Source organism: Bradyrhizobium sp. AZCC 2289 (assembly GCF_036924615.1).
Lineage (GTDB): Bacteria > Pseudomonadota > Alphaproteobacteria > Rhizobiales > Xanthobacteraceae > Bradyrhizobium.
In genome coordinates, this window is record NZ_JAZHRY010000001.1 from 9133061 (window position 1) to 9156988 (window position 23928).

Annotated in this window: 26 protein-coding genes; 13 read left to right on the forward strand and 13 right to left on the reverse strand. The window is 63.5% G+C overall.

Annotated features, from left to right (window positions below; translation table 11 throughout):
* Positions 1-55: 55 nt before the first annotated feature.
* The 3 genes from V1289_RS42735 to V1289_RS42745 all read right to left on the reverse strand — a co-directional run bounded on the left by V1289_RS42735 (position 56) and on the right by V1289_RS42745 (position 3130).
* Positions 56-1216 (reverse strand): threonine synthase, encoded by a 1161-nt coding sequence (locus tag V1289_RS42735; protein ID WP_334405486.1) that lies wholly within the window; start codon positions 1214-1216, stop codon positions 56-58.
* 161 nt (positions 1217-1377) lie between these two features.
* A complete protein-coding gene (locus V1289_RS42740) occupies positions 1378-2262 on the reverse strand; it encodes a prohibitin family protein (protein WP_334405488.1) in 885 nt (294 codons plus the stop codon).
* A 142-nt stretch (positions 2263-2404) separates the two neighbouring features.
* Positions 2405-3130 carry a sulfite exporter TauE/SafE family protein gene (locus V1289_RS42745; RefSeq protein WP_334405490.1) on the reverse strand — a complete coding sequence of 242 codons (726 nt, stop codon included), beginning with the start codon at positions 3128-3130 and terminating at the stop codon, positions 2405-2407.
* 208 nt (positions 3131-3338) lie between these two features.
* On the opposite strand from V1289_RS42745, the gene V1289_RS42750 reads away from it, so the two are divergent.
* A complete protein-coding gene (locus V1289_RS42750) occupies positions 3339-3716 on the forward strand; it encodes a GFA family protein (protein WP_442896135.1) in 378 nt (125 codons plus the stop codon).
* Positions 3717-3781: 65 nt separating this feature from the next.
* Here the strand turns inward: V1289_RS42750 and V1289_RS42755 are convergent, their stop codons facing one another.
* The 4 genes from V1289_RS42755 to V1289_RS42770 form a co-directional block, all read right to left on the reverse strand.
* The gene (locus V1289_RS42755) at positions 3782-4552 is read right to left on the reverse strand and encodes an exodeoxyribonuclease III (RefSeq protein WP_334405494.1); all 771 of its coding nucleotides are present in this window, start codon (positions 4550-4552) and stop codon (positions 3782-3784) included.
* A 15-nt stretch (positions 4553-4567) separates the two neighbouring features.
* Positions 4568-5806 (reverse strand): alanine racemase, encoded by a 1239-nt coding sequence (alr, locus tag V1289_RS42760; protein WP_334405496.1) that lies wholly within the window; start codon positions 5804-5806, stop codon positions 4568-4570.
* Positions 5807-5851: 45 nt separating this feature from the next.
* Positions 5852-7351 (reverse strand): replicative DNA helicase, encoded by a 1500-nt coding sequence (locus tag V1289_RS42765; RefSeq protein WP_309184398.1) that lies wholly within the window; start codon positions 7349-7351, stop codon positions 5852-5854.
* 313 nt (positions 7352-7664) lie between these two features.
* Positions 7665-7787: a hypothetical protein gene (locus V1289_RS42770; protein ID WP_309184399.1), complete on the reverse strand. Its 123-nt coding sequence runs from the start codon at positions 7785-7787 to the stop codon at positions 7665-7667.
* Positions 7788-7919: 132 nt separating this feature from the next.
* Between V1289_RS42770 and V1289_RS42775 the strand changes: the two genes are divergently transcribed.
* Positions 7920-8129 carry a transcriptional regulator gene (locus tag V1289_RS42775; protein ID WP_309184400.1) on the forward strand — a complete coding sequence of 70 codons (210 nt, stop codon included), beginning with the start codon at positions 7920-7922 and terminating at the stop codon, positions 8127-8129.
* A gap of 8 nt (positions 8130-8137) precedes the next feature.
* On the opposite strand, the gene V1289_RS42780 is transcribed toward V1289_RS42775, so the two are convergent.
* Positions 8138-9388: a cyclopropane-fatty-acyl-phospholipid synthase family protein gene (locus V1289_RS42780; protein WP_334405498.1), complete on the reverse strand. Its 1251-nt coding sequence runs from the start codon at positions 9386-9388 to the stop codon at positions 8138-8140.
* Positions 9389-9640: 252 nt separating this feature from the next.
* On the opposite strand from V1289_RS42780, the gene V1289_RS42785 reads away from it, so the two are divergent.
* From V1289_RS42785 to V1289_RS42795, 3 genes are all read left to right on the forward strand, one after another.
* Complete coding sequence (locus V1289_RS42785; protein WP_334405499.1) at positions 9641-10663, forward strand: hypothetical protein; 1023 nt, start codon at positions 9641-9643, stop codon at positions 10661-10663.
* An 89-nt stretch (positions 10664-10752) separates the two neighbouring features.
* Positions 10753-11361 (forward strand): TetR/AcrR family transcriptional regulator, encoded by a 609-nt coding sequence (locus V1289_RS42790; protein ID WP_334405500.1) that lies wholly within the window; start codon positions 10753-10755, stop codon positions 11359-11361.
* Complete coding sequence (locus V1289_RS42795; protein WP_334405502.1) at positions 11358-11822, forward strand: PaaI family thioesterase; 465 nt, start codon at positions 11358-11360, stop codon at positions 11820-11822. The genes V1289_RS42790 and V1289_RS42795 overlap by 4 nt, the downstream gene beginning before the upstream one ends.
* A gap of 41 nt (positions 11823-11863) precedes the next feature.
* On the opposite strand, the gene rplI is transcribed toward V1289_RS42795, so the two are convergent.
* From rplI to rpsF, 4 genes are all read right to left on the reverse strand, one after another.
* Entirely contained in the window at positions 11864-12463 is a 600-nt protein-coding gene (gene rplI / locus V1289_RS42800) for a 50S ribosomal protein L9 (protein ID WP_334405504.1), read from the reverse strand.
* A 64-nt stretch (positions 12464-12527) separates the two neighbouring features.
* Positions 12528-13499, reverse strand: coding sequence for a DUF2232 domain-containing protein (locus V1289_RS42805; protein WP_334405506.1), 972 nt, complete (start codon positions 13497-13499; stop codon positions 12528-12530).
* Positions 13500-13625: 126 nt separating this feature from the next.
* Positions 13626-13865, reverse strand: coding sequence for a 30S ribosomal protein S18 (rpsR, locus tag V1289_RS42810; RefSeq protein WP_002711478.1), 240 nt, complete (start codon positions 13863-13865; stop codon positions 13626-13628).
* 5 nt (positions 13866-13870) lie between these two features.
* Entirely contained in the window at positions 13871-14368 is a 498-nt protein-coding gene (gene rpsF, locus V1289_RS42815) for a 30S ribosomal protein S6 (RefSeq protein WP_074277386.1), read from the reverse strand.
* A 291-nt stretch (positions 14369-14659) separates the two neighbouring features.
* On the opposite strand from rpsF, the gene V1289_RS42820 reads away from it, so the two are divergent.
* The gene (locus V1289_RS42820; protein ID WP_334405508.1) at positions 14660-15385 is read left to right on the forward strand and encodes a TetR/AcrR family transcriptional regulator C-terminal domain-containing protein; all 726 of its coding nucleotides are present in this window, start codon (positions 14660-14662) and stop codon (positions 15383-15385) included.
* Positions 15382-16407, forward strand: a complete 1026-nt coding sequence (locus tag V1289_RS42825; protein ID WP_334405509.1) for a fatty acid desaturase family protein — start codon at positions 15382-15384, stop codon at positions 16405-16407. The genes V1289_RS42820 and V1289_RS42825 overlap by 4 nt, the downstream gene beginning before the upstream one ends.
* Here the strand turns inward: V1289_RS42825 and V1289_RS42830 are convergent.
* Positions 16404-17651, reverse strand: coding sequence for a GGDEF domain-containing protein (locus V1289_RS42830; protein ID WP_334405511.1), 1248 nt, complete (start codon positions 17649-17651; stop codon positions 16404-16406). The two genes, V1289_RS42825 and V1289_RS42830, sit on opposite strands and share 4 nt — an antisense overlap.
* A gap of 176 nt (positions 17652-17827) precedes the next feature.
* Here V1289_RS42830 and fabD point away from each other — a divergent pair, with 176 nt between their 5' ends.
* The 6 genes from fabD to V1289_RS42860 all read left to right on the forward strand — a co-directional run bounded on the left by fabD (position 17828) and on the right by V1289_RS42860 (position 23928).
* Positions 17828-18787, forward strand: a complete 960-nt coding sequence (gene fabD / locus V1289_RS42835) for an ACP S-malonyltransferase (RefSeq protein ID WP_334405513.1) — start codon at positions 17828-17830, stop codon at positions 18785-18787.
* 10 nt (positions 18788-18797) lie between these two features.
* The gene (gene fabG, locus V1289_RS42840; RefSeq protein WP_334405514.1) at positions 18798-19535 is read left to right on the forward strand and encodes a 3-oxoacyl-[acyl-carrier-protein] reductase; all 738 of its coding nucleotides are present in this window, start codon (positions 18798-18800) and stop codon (positions 19533-19535) included.
* Positions 19536-19841: 306 nt separating this feature from the next.
* Complete coding sequence (locus V1289_RS42845) at positions 19842-20081, forward strand: acyl carrier protein (protein WP_027536714.1); 240 nt, start codon at positions 19842-19844, stop codon at positions 20079-20081.
* 97 nt (positions 20082-20178) lie between these two features.
* On the forward strand, positions 20179-21444 hold the full coding sequence (gene fabF, locus V1289_RS42850; RefSeq protein WP_309184412.1) for a beta-ketoacyl-ACP synthase II: 1266 nt from the start codon (positions 20179-20181) through the stop codon (positions 21442-21444).
* A 236-nt stretch (positions 21445-21680) separates the two neighbouring features.
* Entirely contained in the window at positions 21681-22946 is a 1266-nt protein-coding gene (gene mltG / locus V1289_RS42855; RefSeq protein ID WP_334405516.1) for an endolytic transglycosylase MltG, read from the forward strand.
* Positions 22947-23040: 94 nt separating this feature from the next.
* Entirely contained in the window at positions 23041-23928 is an 888-nt protein-coding gene (locus V1289_RS42860; RefSeq protein WP_334405518.1) for a YicC/YloC family endoribonuclease, read from the forward strand.

Sequence of the window (23928 nt, forward strand, 5' to 3'; positions counted from 1 at the left end):
ATTTCCTAGCATGGAAAGCCCGGCTCCGTACGCGGCGCTTTCCGCGATCAGGAGGTCATTGATGGCCTTGATCCAGAAGCTCGGCGATAGCGGATGCCGTTTTGATGCCCGTGCCCGAAATCAACACAACGGTGCGCTCGCGGGCGGTGATGACCTTCCGCTCGATGAGCTTTGCCAGCGCAGCCGCGGTGCCAGCCGAGGTGGGCTCCACGAACAGTCCGAGCCGGGCGAGGCGCTTCAAGGCTGTCACGATCTCGTCCTCGGAGACCGCCACCGTTTCTCCACCGGTCTCTTTCAGGGCGTGGATCATTTCCCGAAGCCGCAGGGGATGCGCGATTGCGGTACCCTCGGCGATGGTCTTGTGGACGGCGCGTTGTACCGGCGTGTCGACGCCGGCCTTGAAGCTCGCGTCGAGCGGAGAACAGTTGAACGGCTGGGCTGCGAACAGCCGTGGAAGCTTCCGTATCTGACCGGCGGCGAGCAATTCTGAGAAACCGATGTGGCAACCGAGAAGATTGCTGCCTGCGCCAACCGGAATGATGATGTTGTCGGGCACCTCGAGATTGAAATCTTCCCAAAGCTCATATGCCATCGACTTTGTCCCCTGCAGGAAGAAGGGCTGCCAGTTGTGGCTGGAGTAGAAGATCTGACCGGACTGGCGTATCGCCTCTTTCTCGGACTCCTCGCGCGGTCCCTCGACGAGTTGCACCTCGGCACCGTAAGCACGAACCTGAGCGATCTTTGCAGGAGAGGTATAGGCCGGCGCCAGTATTTTGACGCGCATTCCGCCGGCCGCACCATACGCCGCAACGGATGCGCCGCCATTTCCGGAACTATCCTCCAGCACCGCATCGACGCCAAGCTGCCGGAGATACGACAGCATCACGGTGGTGCCGCGATCCTTGAAGCTGCAAGTCGGGTTGAACCATTCCAACTTGAAGAACGGCCGGAAATCGTCCCATTCCTTCTGCACCAGCGGGGTGCAGCCTTCACCCAGCGAAATCGGTTTGGAAATCTCTAGCGGCAGCGATGCCTGATATCGCCAGAGCGATCGCAAGCGGCGGTCGATTTCATCGCCCGCCATGCCGGGCTGCGGGCTGATCAGCAGCGGTTTTAACCCGCCGGCGCACCAGCGCGGAATATCCAGCGGATAGCGGTCGCCGCTTCGGGGCTCGACGTAGAAGGATGCTTCCGGCTTTCGTCTGGATTGGGGCATCAACGGGTCCATCATCCGGCTGCGAGACAATCAATTGTCCGATGCCGTATGCCGCCGATGCCGTGCGAGTCAACGCTCCCTATTGTATCGAGACGGGGGCGCGCCGACCGACAACGCCGGAGATCATGACCTCCGGCAGCATCGTCCCGTGTCTTTGAACGCTACTTCACCGACACGAACGGCACCGATGAGCCGGGCACCATCGTTGTCGGCAGTACGCCGTTCCAGCGTTCGGCCTGCACCAGCGTGACCAGATTCGGATTGGTGCCGAGCGCCTTGGCGCGGGCTTCGATCGCGGCGGCTTCGGCTTCGCCGGTGATCTTGATGTTGGAAGCCTTGGCCTCGCCGTTCAGCCGGGTGGCGTCGGCGTTGGCCTGGGCCTCGGCGCGGACGGCGTTGGCCTTTGCGTTGGCCTGGGTCACCGTGATCTGCGCCTGCACCTTTTCGCGTTCGGCATTCTGCTGCAGCTTCTGCACCTCGACCTCGGCCAGCATGCGCTGCTCGATCGAGTGCAGATAGTTGGCGCTGAAATCGATGTTTTCGAGCTGGACGCTTTCGATGATGATCATCGAATCGTATTTCAGCGTCTCGGTGATGGCGTCCTTGATCGCGCTATTGAGCGCGCCGCGCTCCTGAATGGCTTTCACCGCGGTGTAGCGGCCGAACACGACCTTGACCTGCTGGTTCACCACGGGGTTGACGACCTGATTGACGGCGGTGTCGAGCCGGCCGAATTTGGCGTAGAGGTCAGCTACCTTGTCGGGCGACGCGCGCAGGGTGACGCTGATCTTCAGGTCGGCGGGCTGCTGATCGTAGGAATAGGAGTTCATCTTGTCCCACGTATAGGTCGTGGTCCTGACGCTGATCTTCTCGACGCTGTCGATCAAGGGGATCTTGAAGCCAAGACCCGGCTGCGCGGTGCCGACGACGGCGCCGTTGCGCAGCAACACGCCGCGCTCGGTCTGATCGACCGTGTACCAGCTTCCCAAAATGGCGGCGAGCGCGACCAGGCCAATGATGGCCGCGGCGATAATTCCCCTTGGCATGTGTTCCTCCTGGGCGGTTTTGAATGCGGCCTAAAGGCCGGACAATCATTCATGGCCCGTTACGAATTCGATGTGACTCGCGTCCCTTGGTCGGCCAATCGCGGCGGTTGGTCCAGGCCGGCAAGCCGGTAATGGAAAAGTTTTATGAAAATGCGGCCGACCACAGCAGCAAAACGCCGGCCGCGAGCATGATGGCGTCCATCAACAGCCGGAACACATTGGGCTCGAGATGCAGCACAAAACGCTTGGCGATGAAGGCGCCGGCCATCAGCGAGGAGCCGGCGATCAGGCCTTTCAGGAACACGTCCGGCGTCAGCGCGCCGAAGCGTTCGAACGTCACCGATTTGCTGAGGTAAAGCCCGAGCGAACTCGCAGCTTCGGTGGCAAGAAACGCCCCCTTGGTCAGCCCGTAGAACAGGAACAGCGGCACGCTGAGCGGGCCGGTCGACACCACGATGCCGGTGAGATAGCCGATCGCGGCACCCCCGATCGCCAGATGCCAGAGTTTTGCTTTGAGTTGATGCCGGGCGAGCCAGTGCCGCACCGGCACCATCGCGATCAGAAACAGGCCGATCGCGATGTCGACGGCATGCGAGGGCAGCGCCAGCAGCGTGCGTGCGCCAAGCGCGGCGGCCGGAATGCCGGTGACCGAATAGGCCGCGCAGGCGCGCCAGTCGACCTCGCGCCACCAGGCGAGAATGCGTGAAAAATTCGCCATCACCGCGGCAACCGCCATGATCGGCACCGCCTGCTTCGGCCCATATTCATACACCAGCACCGGCATCAGCATGATCGACGATCCGGTGCCGACGATGCCTGAGATAGTGCCGGCGATCAGGCCGACGATGAGGACGAACAGGAAACCCACAACGGCCCTTTCAGCGTCAAGGATTGGCTCAGCGATCCGGCACCGACCGGCGCGCACTCCTCCGCTTCTTTTTTCAGGCGGAGGTTATCCGAGTCCCGGACCCAATGGCCATTGATTGGATTGCAGCCGCGTGCCGAGCGGCTGCTGACACCAGGCTGGCAGCAGGCTCAGTTTACGACGTCCGGCGATAGCGGATCATTCGGAAAGGATGCGGATCGTGAGCATCAAGGGAGGCTGCCATTGCGGCAACACGCAATTCGAGGTCAGCGAGGCGCCGGGCGGCGTGACCCGCTGCACCTGTTCGCTGTGCGCAAAACGCGGCGCGCTGTGGGCCTATTACACGCCGGCGCAATTCCGCCTGACCTCGCCGCCCGATAATGTCGCGACCTATCGCTGGGGCAGCCGCACCGTCAAGCATCATTTCTGCGCCAATTGCGGTTGCGGCACCTATTCGGAATCGCCGGACTGGTCGACCGGCAAGCCGGACTTCGAAAATCCCAAGGTCGGCGTCAATGCGCGGCTGTTCGACGATTTCGATCTCGATGCGGTGCAGGTCGCCGTGATCGACGGCAAGAGCCTGTGGTGACACAAAAGCGTTTTCCAGCGAAGTGGATACCGGTTCGCGTGAAGAAAACGCGTCAAGACAAGAATCTACCGCAACACGATCCACGCTGGCGCATGATCGCTGGCGCCTTCCTCGCCGCGGAGTTTGCGGTCGACGCCGGCCTTGGTCAGGCGTGGTGCGAGCGCGGGGCTGAGCAGCAGATGATCGAGCCGAAGGCCTGCGTCGCGCGGCCAGCGGTTTCGCTTGTAGTCCCAGAACGTGTAGATCGGCTGTGACGGATGCAGCGTGCGGATGGAATCGGTCCAGCCCTGCGCCATCAGCGCCTTGAACGCGGCGCGGCTCTTCGGCTGGATCAGCGCGTCCTTGTCCCACGATTTTGTCGGATAGATATCCAGTTCAGTTGGAGCGACGTTGTAGTCGCCGGCCAGCACGACGGGAATGTCCTGCTTGATGAATTTTGTCGCGTGCGCGCGCAGCCGCTTGAACCAGTCGAGCTTGTGGTCGAATTTCGGCCCCGGCTGCGGATTGCCGTTCGGCAGATAAAGGCTGGTGACGATGATTCCGCGGACCGCGGCTTCTATATAGCGCGCCTCACGGTCGTCAGCGTCGCCGGGCAGGGCGGTTCGCGTCAACACCGGCTCGGCGTTGCGCGCCAGAATGGCGACGCCGTTCCAGGTCTTCTGGCCGCGCCACACCGCGCCGTAGCCGGCCTTGTCGATCGCAGCAATCGGAAATTCGGCGTCGGTCGATTTCAGTTCCTGCAAGGCCACGACGTCGGGCTTTGCCGCGCGCAGCCAGCGCAACAGGTTCGGCAGCCGACGATTGATATTGTTGATGTTGAAGGTGGCGATCTTCATGACCTGACTAAAGCGTCAGGCCGGTGTCGCTGGTGTTGGCTCACTCGCAGCCGTGACCGGCTCCGCCGCCGTCGGATTGCCGCCCTTGTACATCCGCGCAAAGCGCCGGCCGAGGCTGGTCATCACTTCATAGCCGATGGTGCCGAAATGATGGGCGAGCTCGTCGACGGTGATGCCGTCGCCGATCAACGTCACCAGGTGACCGCGCCGCGCGGCATTCTTCTCGAGATCGGTGACGTCGACCGCGATCAGGTCCATCGAGACGCGGCCCGCGATCGGGCACCGCTTGCCCGCGACCACCACCTCGGCGCCGCGGGTACCGTCATTGGCGCTGGCGGCGCGGAAATAGCCGTCGGCGTAGCCGGCGGAAACGATCGCGATCCTGGTCGGCCGCCGCGCGGTCCAGGTGCCGCCGTAACCCACGGTCTCGCCCTTCTCGACATTGCGGATTTGCACGATGCGCGCCTTCAGTTCGACCACCGGCTGCATCGGATTATCGGCCTCGGGCGTCGGATTGATGCCGTAGAGGGCCGCGCCCGGTCGCACCAGGTCGAACTGGAACTGGGCGCCGAGGAAAATGCCTGAAGAATTCGAGAGCGAGGCCGGCACGCCCGAAAACAGGCTGGCGATCTCGCGGAAGCTCGTGATCTGCCTGGCGTTGAACGGATTGTTGAGCTGTTCGGCGGAGGCCAAATGGCTCATGACCAGCGTGATGCCGTGATCGCCGGCATTGATGCGCGGAATGATGCCTTGCGCTTCAGATATCGTCAGCCCCAGCCGGTTCATGCCGGTGTCGATATGAATGGCCGCGCCGCCCGACCAGCCGGAGCGGCGGCAGAACACGTCCCATTCGGCGAGTTCGTTGAGGTCGCCGATCACGGGCTTGCAATCGATCTTGGCGTATTCCTCGCCGGTATTCTGGAAGAAGCCGCTGAGCGCATAGATCGCAGCATTCGGCACGGCGGCGCGGACCACGCGGGCTTCCTCGATCGTGGCGACGAAAAACGTCTTGCAGCCTGCCCCGGCCAGTGCGCGCGCGACCTGTTCGGCGCCGCAACCATAGGCGTTCGCCTTCACCACGCCGGCGCATTCGGCCGGCACGGCGGTTTTCTCGAGCTTGCGCCAGTTGGCGACGATGGCGTCGAGATCGACGGTCAGCACGCCGACGGCGCTGGCAAGCGCGGCGGCCCGGTTAGCCTCGGGCGAGAGCAGGGTGCTTTCGGGGATCGATTTCGGGTCTGGGGCGATGTTCATGCCGCTTTTTACGCCCCGCGCCGGGGCGGTTCAACCCGGGCGCGTTCAGATCCGGTCGGGCAAATGGCCGTCCGGCGCCAGATCGCTGAATCGCGTGAACTGGCCCTCGAACTGCACTTCCACCGTTCCGGTCGGGCCGTGGCGCTGCTTGCCGATGATGATTTCGGCCTTGCCGTGCACCAGCGACATGTCGAGCTGCCATTTTTCATATTCGGGCGTGCCGATGCGCGGCTCCTTGTTGGCAAGGTAATATTCCTCGCGATACACGAAGATCACGACATCGGCGTCCTGTTCGATCGAACCGGATTCACGCAAGTCGGACAGTTGCGGGCGCTTGTCGTCGCGGTTCTCGACCTGACGCGAGAGCTGCGACAGCGCAATGATCGGAACGTTGAGCTCCTTCGCCAGCGCCTTCAGGTTGGTGGTGATCTCCGTCACTTCCTGCACGCGGTTGTCGTTGCCCTTCTTTCCCGAGCCCTGCAACAGCTGGATGTAGTCGATCACAATGAGATCGAGGCCCTTCTGCCGCTTCAGCCGGCGTGCCCGCGCGGTGAGCTGCGAAATCGACAGGCCGCCGGTTTCGTCGACATAGAGCGGCAGCGACTGCAGCTCGATCGAATAGTCGCGGATTTTCTCGAAGTCGGTTTCGGTGATGCCGCCGCGGCGGATCATGCTGGAGGCGATGCTGGTCTGCTCGGCGAGAATACGCGTGGCGAGCTGTTCGGCCGACATTTCGCAGGAGAAGAAGCCGACGATGCCGCCGTTGACGGATTTCATGGTGCCGTCGGGCTGAACCTCGGCGCGATGCGCTTTGGCGATGTTGTAGGCGATGTTGGTCGCAAGCGCGGTCTTGCCCATGCCGGGACGGCCGGCGACGATGATCAAGTCCGACGCCTGCAGGCCGCCCATCTTGGTATCGAGATCGCGCAGGCCGGTAGCGACGCCCGACAATCTTCCGTCGCGCTGAAAGGCCTTTGCCGCCATGTCGACGGCCACCGTGAGCGCCTGCGAAAAGCGCTGGAAACCGCCGTCGTAACGGCCCGATTCCGCCAGTTCGTAGAGCTGGCGCTCGGCATCCTCGATCTGCGCGCGCGGCGCAAAATCCACCGGCGCGTCGAAGGCGACATTGACCATGTCCTCGCCGATCCGGATCAGGTCGCGGCGCAGCGCCATGTCGTAGATCGTGCGGCCGTAATCCTGTGCGTTGATGATCGTGGTCGCTTCGGCCGCGACGCGGGCGAGGTACTGGCCGACCGTCATGCCGCCGATATCGGTATCGGCCGGCAGGAAGGTCTTCAACGTGACCGGGGTCGCGACCTTGCCCATCCGGATCAGGCTGCCGGCGGTCTCGTAGATGGTCTGGTGGATCGGTTCGAAGAAGTGCTTCGGCTCCAGAAAGTCCGAAACCCGATAGAACGCGTCGTTATTGACCAGGATCGCGCCCAGCAGGCTTTGTTCCGCCTCGATATTGTGCGGTGCGCTCCGATAGGCTGGCGTTCCCGGATCGGGCGCGAGCTTGAGGACGTTCGAATCAGTCAGGGCCATGGACAATTTTATGCTTCGGGTCGGTTGTTGGGAATCCCGACAAGCGGGGCGGCGATAAAGCGCCACCCCCGAGCCCGGCGGAAGTGCTGACATGCCTTATGCACGATTCACACAACGTGAAGTGTGAATCCCGGATCGGGCCGCGCATTCTCCTTGACGGGTTTTGGCCAAAACCGGGCGACCGGCGGGCCGTAGTACCGCGGAGCATCATAAAAATGTCGGGCAATATTTTAGGACGGCCTGAACCTTGTCGCTACTTGGACGTACCTAATCCAAGCGCTGTCGGCGTTTCGGGCCCGATGTTAGCGATTGATCAAATCAGGATCAGATAGATCAACGCTATCAGTGCGGCGGCCACACCGGTGGCGATCAAGGCGTAATCGGTCCCGATGTCGCGCTGCGGATCGAACGAAGCTGGGTAAGTTTTCTCGGCCATGGCGGAGGTCTACGACAAGCCGCCGGTGGCCAATGTGAAGCAGATCACATCCGCCGAATTTTCTTCGCGGCAGGGTGGATGGGAACAGGCGGGCCACTTCCGGGTTGGAGTTGGTCTGGCAAGGAAACGACGATGGGTCAGCAGCAACTCAGGACGTGGCGAACGGGAGCCGAGCAGACCCTTTGGCTGTCGGCGTTGATCGACGCCATGGAGGAGGTTTCCCGCCCGGAACTGCGCGCGGTGCCCTGCGATCCCATCGTGCTCGCCGCCCTGCGCGAGCAGCTTGCCCGTCCGGCCTCCGGCTTTGGCTATTACGGCTCCGCTTACAGCCTGCGAAACTGAGATCTTCGCTATTCGCCCGCTAACTGCAGCCGCGGCTGTTGTCGCTGCTCGACCCCGCGCAGCCTTGCTTCCTCCTGCGCGATGTAATCGCGGGTATTCGGAACCACGCCCTGGCGCTTGGTGAGCTGGATCTGGAAATTCATCAGGTTCTGCTTGCGGAACGACATTTCCGACGCCGCCAAGTAGAATTCCCACATGCGCGCAAAGCGCTCGTCATAGAGCCGCACGGCTTCTTCCCGCCGCGCCATGAAGCGCTCGCGCCAGGCCTGCAGCGTCTCCGCATAATGCAGTCTCAGAATCTCGATGTCGCAGACCAGAAGCCCGGCTTTTTCGATCGCCGGAATGACTTCGGAGACGGCCGGGATGTAGCCGCCGGGGAAAATGTATTTGGTGACCCAGGGGCTCGTCACATCGGGGCCGGTCGAACGGCCGATCGAGTGCAGCACTATGACACCGTCATCGCTAAGAAGCTCGGCGCATCGCCTGAAATAGGTCTCGTAGAAGCCGACGCCGACATGCTCGAACATACCGACCGACACGATGCGGTCGAAGGAGCCTGGAATGTCGCGGTAATCCTCAAGCAGGAACTTGGCCGATCGCGTCAGGTTTTTCTCGGCCGCGCGCGCGTTCGCGACCCCCAGCTGCTCGGTTGACAGCGTGATGCCGGTAACATCGGCGCCGGCCATTTCAGCCAGATAGAGACCAAGCCCGCCCCAGCCCGAGCCGATGTCGAGCACGCGGGCACCACGACCGATCAGAAGCTTGGCGGCGAGGTGGCGCTTCTTGGCGAGCTGGGCATCGTCAAGGCTCATATCCGGGGTTTCGAAATAGGCGCAGCTATATTGCTTGTCGGCGTCGAGAAACAGGGAATAGAGCCGCCCGTCCAGATCATAATGATGGGCGACATTGTCCCTCGCGCGGCCGCGCCAATTGAACTGCCTGATGTGCCGCGCGAAATAGCGCAGCCACCATTGCAGCCGCGCCCAGCGCGGCACCATCTCGGGCTGATCGAACAGGATCGCCAGCGTGTCCGCGATCGAGCCGTCCTCGACCACGAACGTGCCGTCCATGAAGGCTTCGCCGAGCGCCAGTTCGGGATTGAGGAGGATCCGCCGTTCCGTACGGGCGGTCATGAACCGCACCGACACCGGCCGGCCGGTCCCGTCTCCGCAGGTAAATGTCGTCCCGTTCGCGGTCGTGAAGGTCATCGAACCGCGACGAACGAATTGTCCAAGGAAATAACGCAACAAACCATCCATCGAAGCACCAATGGAGCGGACCAGCCGTTACATCTGACGCACGGCGGAACCGATGGTTCCAATGCGTCCAAAAGATCATAGGAGTGGCGATGTCTGCGCGCTACGGCGTTGTACTCAAAGCGGATATTCCAAAATGTGACAATCACGCAGTTGCGTCACAACCGTGCTTCCATTCGCGCGATAATCGGCTAAAAGGTGACCGCCGCAACCCTGCGACGCCGGGCAGCGATTTCCGAATCTGGAGAATTTTAGATGTTGAGCCGAGCGCTCAGTTTAGCGACGGTGATGCTTCTGATCGGCTGTCTGGTGGCGGGCGAGGCGCATGCCCAGGTGACAAATCTCGAAGCCGGCAAAAGCCCTTCCCAGATTTTCTCGGGCACCTGTACCGCCTGCCACAAGAGCCCCCGTGGCCTCTTGAAGACCGTACCGGCCTCGTCGCTACCGGGCTTTTTGCGTCAGCACTACACCACCAGCGGCGACATGGCCTCGGTGCTGGCCTCGTTCCTGGTGTCGAATGGCGCGACCGACACCCGGTACCAGGCGAAGGATCAGCCGAAACAGGGCAAGGACGGCAAGCAGGAGGCCAAGCCTACGCAGGAGGCCAGGCCCGCCGGTCCGCCGGACCAGCTCGATCGGTTTGGCCGCCGGCAACATCCGGCCGCACCGGCGCAGGAGGTTGCCAAGCCGGACACCGATGGAATTTCGCCGCCAGCCGAACCCGGCCGTCCCGGCCGCAAACGGCTGGCCCGGCCGAGCGAGCCCGCGGAAGGCCAGACCCCCGCTGCGACCGAGCCCAAAATGGGCGCCAGGCAGAGGCTGAGCAAGCGTAGCAAGCCGGGCGCCGAAGAGCCGCCGAAGATGGAAGAGCCGGCCAAGGGCGAGGCCGCGAAGGACGACGCATCCGCGAAGGGCGATACCGCCAAGAGCGATACCGCCAAGGGTGAGGGCGACAAGCCCGAGGCCGCCAAGCCGGCCGACGAAGCGTCCGAGACCGCCAAGTCCGAGACCGCCAAGGTCGAGGCGCCCAAAGAGAGCGTTGGCGGCGAGCCTCCCGCCCTACGCCCCGATCCGGTTCCGCCGGTCACACCGGCGCCCCCGGCGGCGACGGCCACCGGCACCAGTACGCCCGAGCCGGCCGCGAGCCCATCGCCGGCTGCTGCTGCTTCGCCGATGCCGGCGGCAGCCCCACCCACGCCCCCGGCAGTAACGGCCTCGGCGCCGCCGCTGCCGCCGGTCGCCCCGGCGGGACCGCCCGTACCTCCGATCTCCCAGTAGATTTCGCGATAGCCATGGCGGCGCCCGCCCGGGCTTGACCACCTCTAGAGTAATACTCTAGAGTATTGATCTAGTCGGCGAGGGCATGGATGGCGACCACGGCGCGCGAGGATTTGCTGGCGGCGGGATTGGCGGTGTTCGACCGCGACGGCTTTGAGGGCGCGACCGTTGCCGCGATTCGAACCCGGGCGCGGGCGTCCAACGGCAGCTTTTTCCATTTCTTCGGATCGAAGAAGGAGCTGGCCGGCACCTTGTTTCTGGAAATTCTGCAGCGCTACCACGGCGCGGTCCTCGCGGCGATCGGGGAAAACCTCGGCGCAAGGGAAGGGGTTGCGCGGCTGATCCAGGCGCATCTGGACTGGGTGGTGAACAACCGGCGCGAGGCGCGCTATCTGTTCGAGATTTCCCGCAGCGAATGGAGCGAAGAGATCCGCGTCGCGCAACGCGCGCAGAATTCGCGCCTTGCAGATGGCGTCGAACGATGGCGCGCGCCGCTGATCGCGCGCGGCGAATTGCTGCCGATGTCGCCTGTGCTGTTCTTCAGCCAGATCATCGGACCGGCGCAGATTTTCTGTCGCGCCTATCTCGCGGGCCGCGACCGCGCCGATCCGAGAGAGCAGACCGAGATTTTGATCGCATGCGCGATCCGCGCGGTGGTGGCAACCGATGCGCCCGGCATAACTGGAGAAACGACATGATGGTGGATACCGACCCCGACTTCGCACCGATCGCAACCCGCATCCGCGACAATGTCGGCCGCCAGGGATTTATGACCCATGTCGGCGCCGAGCTCTCCGAACTGGCGCGTGGCACCTGTACGCTCGCGGTCGACCGGCGGCCGGAGCTGTTGCAACAGCACGGCCTGTTCCACGGCGGCGTGACGGCGTTTCTGGTCGACAATGCGACCACGATCGCGGCGGCGACGTCGCGCGGCCAGCCGGCATTGACGGCGGAATACAAATTGAACCTGCTGTCGCCGGCGGCTGGCGAACGCCTGATCTGCCGGGCGCGCGTGATCAAGCCAGGGCGTCAGGTCGCGGTCGTCGCCGCCGACGTGTTTTGCGTGATCGACGGGGTCGAGAAACACACCGCAACGGCATTGGCTTCGATCGCAATGCTCGACGACAAAGCCGCAGCACGAATCCAAAGCCCGGCCTGATTAAAGGCCGGGCTTTGAGCTATCAGACGTAACGAGAAGGCTTACTTTTCGTCGGCCGCGGCCGCCGGCTGCACGTCGTCGCGCTGGGCTTCCGGATCGAAGAATTCGCCGGCGGCCTTGAGCGCCTCGGCGGCGGCATCCTGGTCTTCCTGACGGGTCGAGATGTCCTCGCCGCGGTTGATGCGCTCGGCCTCGTCGGCGCTGCGCGCCACGGTGACGCTGACGCTGACTTCGACTTCCGGATGCACGGCAATGGCGATCTTGTGCTTGCCGATGGTCTTGATTGGCGCGTCCAGCATGACCTGGCTGCGGCTGATGGTGACCTTGTCGGCCTCGAACGAGGCGATGATGTCGCGCACATTCACCGACCCGAACAACTGGCCGGATTCCGAGGCCTGACGCAGCAGGACGACATTGCGGCCGTCGATCTTCTCGGCGACCTTGGTTGCCTCGCCCTTGGCCTTGATGTTGTTGGCCTCGAGCTCGGCCTTCATGCCGTCGAACTTGGAGCGATTGTCGGCGGTGGCGCGCAGCGCCTTGCCGCGCTTCAAGAGAAAGTTGCGGGCAAATCCGTCCTTGACGCGGACGACTTCGCCCATCTGGCCCAGCTTGGCAACGCGTTCCAGCAAAATGACTTCCATATTCGTTCTCCTTTTGAGGTGATGGTATTCGGTTTGAGTGCAAGTTTGAGTGGATGGGTAGAATTCACGACGCAGGAATCGGCGGCGGCCTCCTGCGCAAGTAGCGTTGGCGTAATCCGAAAGCCGCATCCGCGAGGCCAAGCGCGACCATCGCCAGAACGGGCCAGGTGAACATCACGACAAAGACGTAGGTGCAGCTCAGCAAGAATGTGCGGCCCTTCAGCGCCAGCGTCAGCGTGTGCAGGACCGCGAAGCCGGTGAGCGCATAGGCCATCATCAGGGCCGTGGTGACGATTTGCGCCAGCATCGCCGGCAATCCACCGGCAAAACTGAATGCGATGGCGACCAACAGTGCAACCAGCGTCATCGGCGGCAGCGCGGTGCTCTTCAGGTCCGGCCAGGGCCGGTGCAGCCGTCCGGAGGTCGCCGTGATCTTGGCGGCGAGCCAGAGATTGAGCGTCAGCGTCATCATGGCGACGACGGCCGCCGCCGCCGGCGCGATGATCACCACAGCGTCAACCCATCGTTGGATATCGCCTGACGATGCCTCATCGCGCGGAGCTAGAATCCGCAGCAGGCCCCGTTGCAGCGCGCCGCTGATCGCATCCGCGTCGCTGCCGAGCGTGAACAGGGCCGCCATCGTGGTTACCGTAGCAAACCCAGCGATCCACAGCAGGATGCGGCCGATCGGGTACCATTCCAGAACGGGTGTGGCCGGCGCGGCGTCGTTGCCCGATCCGTCACTGGGCGCAGGTCGTCCCAGCAAAGCGAGGTGCCCGAGCCACCAGGCCGGCAGCGCCACCATGACGACGAAGGCGATGCAATAGGGCAGGCCGAAGATCGCACCGAGGCCGGATGCCGCGGCAATGCCGCCGATGGTCGCGCACAGCGGTCCCCAGCCGATCGCCGCCACCATCAAGGGCAGCGGCGCCAGATAGAACAGCAGGACTGAGATCAGCGCGCCCGAGATGATCGAGGCGAACATCAGCGCCGACGCAGAGCCGGCCGCAAGCGCAATGACAAGAATCGCGATCATCAGCTGTCCCGCTCCTTTCGAGCGGTTAGAGGTTTTTCAAAACCCCAACCATCGGCGACCGGACGACCCGGAAGCCTTATGAAGAATTTGGTCCGCGGCGCGTACGCCGCGGACCAGGGTATTTGCTTAGCGAATGACGTAAGGCAGCAAACCGAGGAAACGCGAGCGCTTGATGGCGCGCGCGAGTTCGCGCTGCTTCTTGGCGGACACGGCGGTGATCCGGCTCGGCACGATCTTGCCGCGCTCGGACACGTAACGCATCAACAGCTTGGAATCCTTGTAGTCGATCTTCGGCGCATTCGGACCCGTGAACGGGCAGGTCTTGCGGCGGCGGAAAAACGGACGGCGTGCACCAGCTTCAGCCATGATTCTTACTCCTCAACCGCTGCGGTTGCTTCGTCGTCACGTGGCCGGCGCGGGCCACGGTCGCCGCGGAAGCCGCCGCCGTCGCCGCCACGGAAACCACCACCTTCGCGGTCGCCACGGAAGCCGCCATCGCGGTCACCGCGGAAACCACCGCCACGATCGTCGCGCTCGCGGTCACGATCGGCCTTGCGCATCATGGCCGAGGGACCTTCCTCGTGCTCTTCGACGCGAACGGTGAGATAGCGAATAACGTCTTCGCTGATCCGCTCCTGGCGCTCGATCTCCGAGACCGCAGCCGACGGCGCGTCGATGTTCAGCAGCACGAAATGCGCCTTGCGATTCTTGTTCATGCGATAGGTGAGCGAGCGTACGCCCCAGTTTTCCATCTTCACGACCTTGCCGCCGAGTCCTTCGACGATGCCGGTCATCTGGGTGGTCAGTTCTTCAACCTGCTGGGTGCTCGCATCCTGGCGCGCGAGAAAAACATGCTCATAAAGAGGCATGGGTGTCCTTTCCTGTGTTGGCGCGGTTCCCGGCGGCAAGCCCTTCGAGACCTTCGGAAAGGACTCGATAATGCTCAGAAGGCGGAAGCACGGGACGACGGGCCGACTGGCCCTGCCACATCAATATCGCCAAAGAAATTGCTGAGACCGTCCGTTCAGCTCCCGGCCGGGATCCACGGATGCGCGGTTTATAAGGATTTTGAGCGCCGTGGCAAGGACAGAGAGGGTTTCGAATCTCCGGTCTTGATTTATTTGTTTGTATGTCATACAAATAACGGACGAGAGGGAAAAATGGCTCCCAAGTCTGTCCAATCCGCTGCGGAAATGCCGGCCGACGATCCCAGGCACGCCACCCGCGCGACCCGTACCGCCGGGCGCCAGATGCGCTCGCGCCTGCTCGACGGAGCCAGCCGCCTGTTCAGGGAGCGTGGCCTGGCCGGAACCTCGATCTCGGATATCGCGGCGGCGGCCGACGCGTTTCCGAGCCAGATCACCTATTACTTCCGGACCAAGGAAGCGCTGTTCGTCGAGGCTGCCTGCCGCGAGATGCTGTACGTGGCGCGCGCGGCCGAACAGGCAGCATCGCAAGCCCACACGCCGCGGGAATACACCCGTGCGCTGGTCGAGACCGTAACGGCGACGGATTCGGTTGCCTTCTTTACCGAGGCGCTGACGCTGACCCGGCGCCGCCAGGATCTCGCGCCGCTGGTGGAGCGCACCATCGAGCGGCTGCACGGCGAGGGGATGCGCGCCTATGCCGGCCAGATCGAGCGGCACGGCTGGAAAAGCTTGCGCGACCCCGACGCGAGTTCGCGGCGGTTCTGGGCGGTCGCGATCGGCGTGATGGTCGAGGGCCATGCGATGGGCCGTTCGGCCGAGGAAATGTGCGGCGAGATGCTGCGCGTGCTGGGCGATCAGGCGACGGCAAAACCCGCAAGCGAGGCGGCCAGGCTGCGCCTCGTTGGCGACCGCGACGCCTCCGATTCAGATTCACCCGACGGGGAGAGATCATCATGACCGCGCTTCGCATGCGAGCCCGCGACTTTCTGAACGAGGATCAATTGATCGCCGTCCGCCAGCGCGTGACGTGGAAGGGCGCAGCCCTGATCGCGCATGCGTGGGCGCTGATATTGGGCTCGATCGCGCTGGTGGCGTGGTGGCCCAATCCGCTGACCTTTCTGCTGGCGGTGGGCATCATCGGCTCGCGCCAGCTCGGGCTCGCGATCCTGATGCATGACGGCGCGCATGGCTGTCTGTCGGCCGACGAGAAGGTCAATCTGACGCTAAGCCAATGGTTCTGCGCCTATCCGATCTTTGCTGAGACCCGCGCCTATCGCCGCTATCACCTGCAGCACCATGCGCGCACGCAGCAGGAAGACGATCCGGATCTCGTACTGTCGGCGCCGTTTCCGATCACCGGCATGAGCTATCGCCGCAAGTTCGTCCGCGATATCACCGGGCAGACCGGCTACCAGCAGCGCAAGGCGCAGCTGTTGAATGCGCTCGGGCCGAAGGAATGGCCGATCACGCAGCGCGCCGCGCATTTCCGCGAGAAGCTTGGTCCGCAGTTTGCCGTCAACGCCGTGCTCTTCGCAGGCCTCGCGGCCGCCGGCGTGTGGTGGGCCTATCCGCTGTTATGGCTTTTGCCGCTGCTTACCTGGCAGATGGTCATCACCCGTATCCGCAACATCGCCGAACACGCCGTCGTTCCAGACTCGGCCGATCCCTTGCGCAATACGCGCACCACGCACGCGAATTTCCTGGAGCGGCTGTTCATCGCGCCGTACTACGTCAATTATCACCTTGAGCATCATCTGCTGTTCTACGTGCCCTGCTACAACCTGCCGCGCGTCCACCGGATTCTCAGCGAAAGCCGATACGCGGACCGGATGGAGGTGCAGCCCAACTACGCTGCCGTGCTGCGGCTGGCGACCGCCAAGCCCGACCACGAGGATCGGCCGGGAGAATTGGCTAGCAGCGTGCGCCGCGCACGCGCCGGCGCCGAGGTCGGCGGGGATCAAAAGGCGGGCGGATTCTAGCAGGCCAGCGCCGGAGCCTTCGCCATGGGGGCAAGAGTCACCAATTCGACGCCGGAAGTGTGGATCACGAAACCGCCCTTGCCGCGGCGTTTGGCCTCGTACATCGCGCGGTCGGCGGCGCTCAGCAATTCGTCGGCGGTAATCCCGTCACGTGGCGCAGACGCGAGGCCGATGCTGGCTCCGACGCGGGCCGTCGGGGCAAACTCGAACGGCTCCGAGACCCGCGAGATGATGCGCCGGGCGACGGTAGCGGCTTCGCCGTCGGTAATGTCGGGCAGCAGGATAACAAATTCGTCGCCGCCGATGCGGCACACGAAATCGGCGTCGCGCACGCTGGCGCGCAGACGGTCCGCCACGGCGACGAGAACGGAGTCGCCCGCCGCATGTCCAAACCGGTCATTGACGCCTTTGAAGCCGTCGAGATCGAGGCAAAACACGGTGAGCTTTGAGCCAGCCGACCCCGCCTCCGGCCACGGACCGGCGAGCAATTCAGAGAATAGCTTGAGGTTGAGAGCGCGATTCGGAAGACCGGTGAGCAGGTCGTGATGCGCCATCTGGCGATTGTTGCGCTCGGAGTGGTGGAGGTCGAGCAGGATCTTGTGATTTTCCAGCAGTAGGAAAATCATCCCGGCGGTGTAGACCGGAGTTTGCAAGCCGATGAGAAACAGGAACGGGACCGGCGACAGCATCGTGGCCAGTGCGAAGGGCAGCGTGAGGATGCAAATCAGAAGAATTCCGTAGCGCGGGGTTCCGGCGTTGCGCGAGGCAATTCCGCCGACCAAATTCGCAAGTCCGATGCCTGCCATCAAGGCCAGCGGCAAGATCCCCGATCCGACACATTGATAACAGCCGGCGGAAATCAGGATGACCGATGTCAGCCCGGCCCAGATCGGCGTGATGTTCGGCGCGATACGTCGGTCGGCTTTCGCCTGCGCGAGGGCTTTCATCATCAGGTAGATTCGGGTGCTGCCCAGAACCAGCTCCGCCAGCATCCAGGCATAGGCCCATGCGGCGCCGGTCAATGCGGCGGCAATCGATGCGATCAGCAAGGATGCCAGCACGGCCACCACGAACGTCCTGGTCTTGTTCGTCCTTTGTTGGAGCAACTCGTTGCGGATATCGTCGGGCAGCGGAAGCGGGCCGGCGAGCAACCAGTCGACGCAGCCTTGCAATTGAAACCAAAGCCGCTGCGGTTGCGCGGCAGGAACGGAAGCTGTCGATGTCGGTGGGACTACAGATGCCATTGTCCCAGTTTCGGCGTCCGGTATTTAAGACCGCTTAAGCGCAACGGCGAAGTTCCGGACAGCGTAAACATTTTGCCTGCAAGGCGATTGCTTGTGCGATTGCACCGTCCGTCCGGCTTGACAGCGCGGCGAAAGCCGGTGTCTTACGGCTGCACTTGAGGGAGTTTTCAGCAAAAATGACGGCAGCATTTACTTTTCCGGGCCAGGGGTCGCAGGCCGTCGGCATGGGCAAGGCCCTGGCGGAGGCCTATCCGGCTGCGCGGGCCGTGTTCGACGAGGTCGATGCGGCACTGGGCGAGAAGCTGACGGCGATCATCTGGGATGGCCCGGCCGAGACCCTGCAGCTCACCGAAAACGCCCAGCCGGCCCTGATGGCGGTCTCGATCGCGACCCTGCGCGCGCTGGAGACCGAAGCCGGTTTTTCGGTCGGGCGCGATGCCGCTTACGTCGCCGGGCACTCGCTCGGCGAATATTCCGCATTGGCCGCGGCCGGCAGCCTCAGCGTCAGCGATACCGCGCGGCTGCTGCGTATCCGCGGGCTGGCCATGCAGAAGGCGGTGCCGGTCGGCGCCGGAGCCATGGCCGCCCTTCTCGGCCTCGATTACGAGGCGGCGGTGGCGGTCGCGGATGAGGCGGCCCAGGGGCAGGTCTGCCAGGCCGCCAACGACAATGGCGGCGGGCAGGTCGTGGTGTCCGGCGACAAGGCAGCGGTCGAACGCGCGCTCGAGATTGCCAAAACCAAGGGTGCCAAGCGCGCCATGCTGCTGCCGGTGTCGGCGCCATTCCATTGCAGGCTGATGCAGCCCGCCGCCGACGCGATGGCGAAGGCGCTGGCCGATGTGACGATCAAGCCGCCGGCAGCCCCGCTGGTGTCGAACGTGCTGGCTTCAGCGATCACCGATCCCGACGAGATTCGCCGCCGCCTGGTCGAGCAGGTCACGGGCACGGTGCGCTGGCGCGAGTCGGTTGCCTATATGGCTGCCCACGGGGTCACGCGATTCCTGGAGATCGGCGCCGGCAAGGTGCTGAGCGGGCTGGTCAAGCGCATCGCCGACGGCGCGGTGGGCGTGTCGGTCGGCGGCCCGAACGATATTGCCGCGGCAAAGGATGCGCTGGCGGCGGCGCATTCCGCATAGGGAGACATTGATGTTCGATTTGACGGGCAGGACGGCGCTGGTGACGGGCGCGACCGGCGGCATCGGTGGCGCCATCGCGCAATCGTTGCACGCGCAGGGCGCGACGGTGGCGATCTCGGGCACGCGCCGCGAGGTGCTGGATACGTTCGCCGGCAAGCTTGGCCTGCGCGTCCACGTGCTGCCGTGCAATCTCTCCGACAGTGCCGAGGTCGAGGCCCTGGTGCCCGCAGCCGAAGCAGCGATGGGGCAGGTCGATATTCTCGTCGCCAATGCCGGAATCACCAAAGACAATCTGTTCGTGCAGTTGCGCGATGAGGATTGGGACGACGTCATCAGGGTCAATCTGACCGCGACCTTTCGCCTCGCTCGCGCGGCGACCAAATTGATGATGCGCAAGCGGTTCGGCCGCATCATCGCGATCACCTCGATCGTTGGCGTGACCGGCAATCCGGGGCAGGCCAATTACACCGCCTCCAAGGCCGGCATCATCGGCCTGATCAAGACGCTGGGCGCCGAATACGCCAAGCGCAACGTCACCGCCAATTGCATTGCGCCGGGATTCATCAAGACGCCGATGACGGACGCGCTCAACGACAAGCAGCGCGAAACCATCCTCTCGAAGGTTCCTGCAGCGCGGCTGGGGACGCCGGAGGATATCGCCGCGGCGGCGGTCTATCTCGCCTCCAATGAGGCGGCCTACGTGACCGGGCAGACGATCCACGTCAATGGCGGAATGGCCATGTTTTGAGCCGGTTACCGGCCGCTTCGATCCGTCGAACGGCCGTTTCGGGCAACCGGGCGAGGCGTGTAGTCAAGGTCAGGGAAGTATGATAACCGAACCATCAGCGGATGGGCAAACAAGGCCATTGCAGGAATTTGAATCCCTGTATATTGGCGTGGCGACGCCTGCCGTTCGCCGGGCCTTTGTCGGCTACCACCGGGCCGAATCAAGTCTATGCGCGATTGCGAAGGAAGTTTAACGACCACGATGGCTCGTATCGTCTCTAGTGGCGTCTTGGGGTCGGGTCCAATGGAACAAGCACGAGGTTGAACGATGAGTGAGATTGGCGAGCGGGTTAAGAAGATTGTGGTCGAGCACCTCGGTGTCGAACCAGACAAGGTGGTTGACGCTGCAAGTTTCATCGACGACCTCGGCGCCGACAGTCTCGACACCGTCGAGCTTGTAATGGCATTTGAAGAAGAGTTCGGTTGCGAAATTCCCGACGACGCCGCAGAGACGATTTTGACCGTCGGCGACGCGACGAAGTTTCTCGAAAAGAACGCAAAAAGCTGACGCCCCGCGCGGTGCGCATTGAAGCCGGACGGGCCGTGGTCGAACGGTCCCCCGGTTTCTTGTTATGGGCGGCCTTTTGCGGGCTGGAGTTTTTGATATGAGGCGGGTCGTCGTCACTGGGCTGGGCATGGTTACGCCTCTCGGCTGCGGCGTCGACGCAACCTGGAAGCGTATCCTGAACGGCCAGAGCGGCGCCAGGAAGATCGAGACCTTCGAGGTCGCCGATCTCTCCAGCCGGATTGCCTGCGTCATTCCGCGTGGCGACGGCTCTGACGGCAGCTTCAATCCCGACCAGTGGATGGAGCCGAAGGACCAGCGCAAGGTCGACGATTTCATCATCTTCGCGATGTGCGCTGCGCGCCAGGCGCTCGATGATGCCGATTGGCATCCCTCCACCGAAGAGGACAAGTGCGCAACCGGCACCCTGATCGGCTCGGGGATCGGCGGCCTGTCCGGCATTGCCGATACCGCGCTGCTGCTCAAGGAGCGTGGACCGCGCAAGGTCTCGCCGTTCTTCATTCCGGGGCGTCTGATCAATCTGGCTTCCGGCTATGTTTCGATCGAGCACGGCCTCAAGGGCCCCAATCATTCGGTGGTGACCGCGTGTTCGACCGGGGCGCACGCGATCGGCGACGCGAGCCGGCTGATTTCGCTCGGCGATGCCGAGGTGATGGTGGCGGGCGGAACGGAATCGCCGATTTGCCGGCTGGCGATGGCGGGTTTTTGCGCGGCGCGGGCACTGTCGACCGGTTTCAACGAAACGCCGCAAAGGGCCTCGCGTCCCTACGACAAGGATCGCGACGGCTTTGTCATGGGCGAGGGCGCCGGCATCGTGGTGCTCGAGGAATACGAGCACGCCAAGAAGCGCGGTGCGAAAATCTACGCCGAGGTGACCGGCTACGGACTGTCCGGCGACGCCTATCACATCACCTCGCCGGCGCCGGACGGCGACGGCGGTTTCCGCAGCATGAGTGCGGCGCTGAAGCGCGCCGGAATCACGGCTTCCGATATCGACTACATCAATGCGCACGGCACCTCGACGCAGATCGGCGACGAGATCGAGCTCGGTGCGGTAGAGCGGCTGCTCGGCAACGCAACCTCGAAGGTGTCGATGTCGTCGACCAAATCGTCGACCGGGCATCTGCTGGGCGCGGCCGGCGCGATCGAGGCGATTTTCAGCATTCTTGCGATTCGCGATAACATTGCGCCACCGACCATCAATCTCGAAAATCCGTCGGTGGAAACGACGATCGATCTGGTGCCGCAATCGGCGCGTAAACGCGAGATCAATATCGCGCTGTCGAATTCCTTCGGTTTCGGGGGCACCAACGCTTCCGTGATCGTTCAGCGCGTGACTGGTTAGCGGGTGTTAAGAGCGTCTCCACCGTTTTGCCGTATTCGGCGATGACTCCGGAGCGCGATCAGCAAAAGTGGGAACCGGTTTTGCGTCCGATCGCGCTCCGAACTATAAGAGGCGCATGATCTTGTCGCCAAACCGCCAACACTTTGGCGGATCATGCGCGAAGCGTGGGCGTATGCTATTGGCCGGGCAGGGGTTTGTCAGGCCACGATTGAACCGGCAGGATTCAGGTTGCATCGATGAGTGAGAGGCCGCCCATTTCACCACGCAGTCCGCGCGCCGCGCTGGAGCCGGAGCAGGTCCCGCCGCCGCCGAAGCGGTCGGAGCGCGCCCGCAATCCGTTCGTCGTGGTCGGCAATGCGATCATCACCATTCTCATCGTGTTGATGATCGGCGCGGGGGGCGGATATTACTACGGCAGGCAGAAGCTGGAGGCGCCCGGTCCGCTGACGGAAGACAAGATCGTCAATATTCCGGCGCGGGCGGGAATGACCGACATTTCCGATATCCTGCAGCGTGAAGGCGTGATCGACAATAATCGCTGGGCGTTCATCGGCGCGGTGTTCGCTCTGAAGGCGCGCTCGGAGCTCAAGCCCGGCGAATACGCTTTTCAGAAGAATGCCAGCCTGCGCGACGTCATCGGCACCATCGTCGAAGGCAAGGTGGTGCAGCACGCCGTCACCATTCCCGAAGGCCTGACCTCCGAGCAGATCGTGGCGCGGCTCACCGACAACGACATTTTCGCGGGCTCGGTGCGGGAGATGCCGCGCGAAGGCACGCTGCTGCCGGAGACCTACAAATTCCCGCGCGGCACCACGCGCGACCAGGTGATCCAGCGCATGCAGCAGACCCAGAAGCGCGTGCTTGCGGAAATCTGGGAACGCCGCAATCCGGACGTTCCGATCAAGTCGCCCGAGCAGCTCGTCGTGCTGGCCTCGATCGTCGAGAAGGAAACCAGCAAGGCCGACGAGCGCAGCCGGGTCGCCGCGGTGTTCGTCAATCGGCTGCGGCAGAAGATCAAGCTGCAGTCCGACCCGACCATCATCTACGGGCTGGTCGGCGGTAAGGGGACGCTCGGCCGGCCGATCAAGCGCTCCGAGATTCAGCAGCCGTCGCCCTACAACACCTATGTGATCGATGGCCTGCCGCCGGGGCCGATCGCCAATCCCGGGCGCGCCTCGCTGGAGGCCGCCGCCAATCCGGCGCGCACCCGCGACCTGTTCTTCGTCGCCGACGGTACCGGCGGCCACGCCTTTACCGAAACCTACGACCAGCATCAGAAGAACGTCGCCAAGCTGCGCTCGATGGAAAAGCAGATCCAGAACGACACGGTTGAGCCGGCCGACGACGCGCCGCCGCCGGCCGCCGCCGCACCGGCCGACACCAATCCGACCGCGACGACAAAGCCTGCGGCGCCGAAAAAGCCTGCGCGTCCTGCAGCCCCCGCCGGTGCCCGCCAGGGCGCGGCGCAATCCACCACCACGCCGCCGGTGGTTCAGCGCTGAAGCCCGGAACGTGATTCCACTTTCACGGAATTCGTTTTAAGGTCGCGCAGTTCGCTTGCGAGTCTCACATCCCCCTGTCAGAGAGTTTTACGCGATGGCGCTATCGAGCATGACCGGTTTTGCCCGGAGCCACGGCGCCAGCGGCCCGTATACGTTCGAATGGGAATTGAAATCGGTCAATGCCAAGGGCTTTGACCTGCGGCTGCGGCTGCCGCCCGGATGGGATGAGCTCGAGGCCTTTGCCAAGAAGCGCGCCGGCGAAGTGCTGTCGCGGGGAACCGTGTACGCCAATCTCAACGTCAAGCGCGCCAACGCGGTATCGACCATCCGCATCAATGAGGACGTGCTGTCGTCGATCGTGAAGGTCGCAGGCGTCCTCGCCGGCAAGATCGATGCGGTGGCGCCGAGCATCGACGGGCTGCTGAGCATCAAGGGCGTGATTGAAGTCGTCGAGCCCGAAAGCAATGAAGAGGAAGACAAGGCTGCGAGAGACGCTGCGGCTGCGGCGTTCGAGCAGGCGCTTGGCCACCTGGTCGAGATGCGCCGCCGCGAGGGCGTCACGCTCGGACAAATCCTCTCCCAGCGGATGGATGAAATCGAAAAACTGGCGAAGAAGGCCGAGGCCGCGCCCGGCCGCAAACCCGAGGCGATCAAGGCGCGCTTGGCCGAACAGGTCGCCGCGTTACTTGACACCTCCGACCGTTTCGACCCCGATCGTCTCAACCAGGAAGCGCTGCTGATTGCGGCCAAGGCCGATATCCGCGAGGAGCTCGACCGGATCGCCTCGCACGTGGCGCAGGCCCGCGAGATGATCGGCAAGGGCGGACCGGTGGGGCGGCGGCTCGATTTCCTGGCGCAGGAATTCAACCGCGAGGTCAACACCTGCTGTTCGAAATCGAACGATCTCGAATTGACCAATACCGGGCTCGAGATGAAGAACGTGGTCGAGCAGTTCCGCGAGCAGGTCCAGAATCTGGAGTGA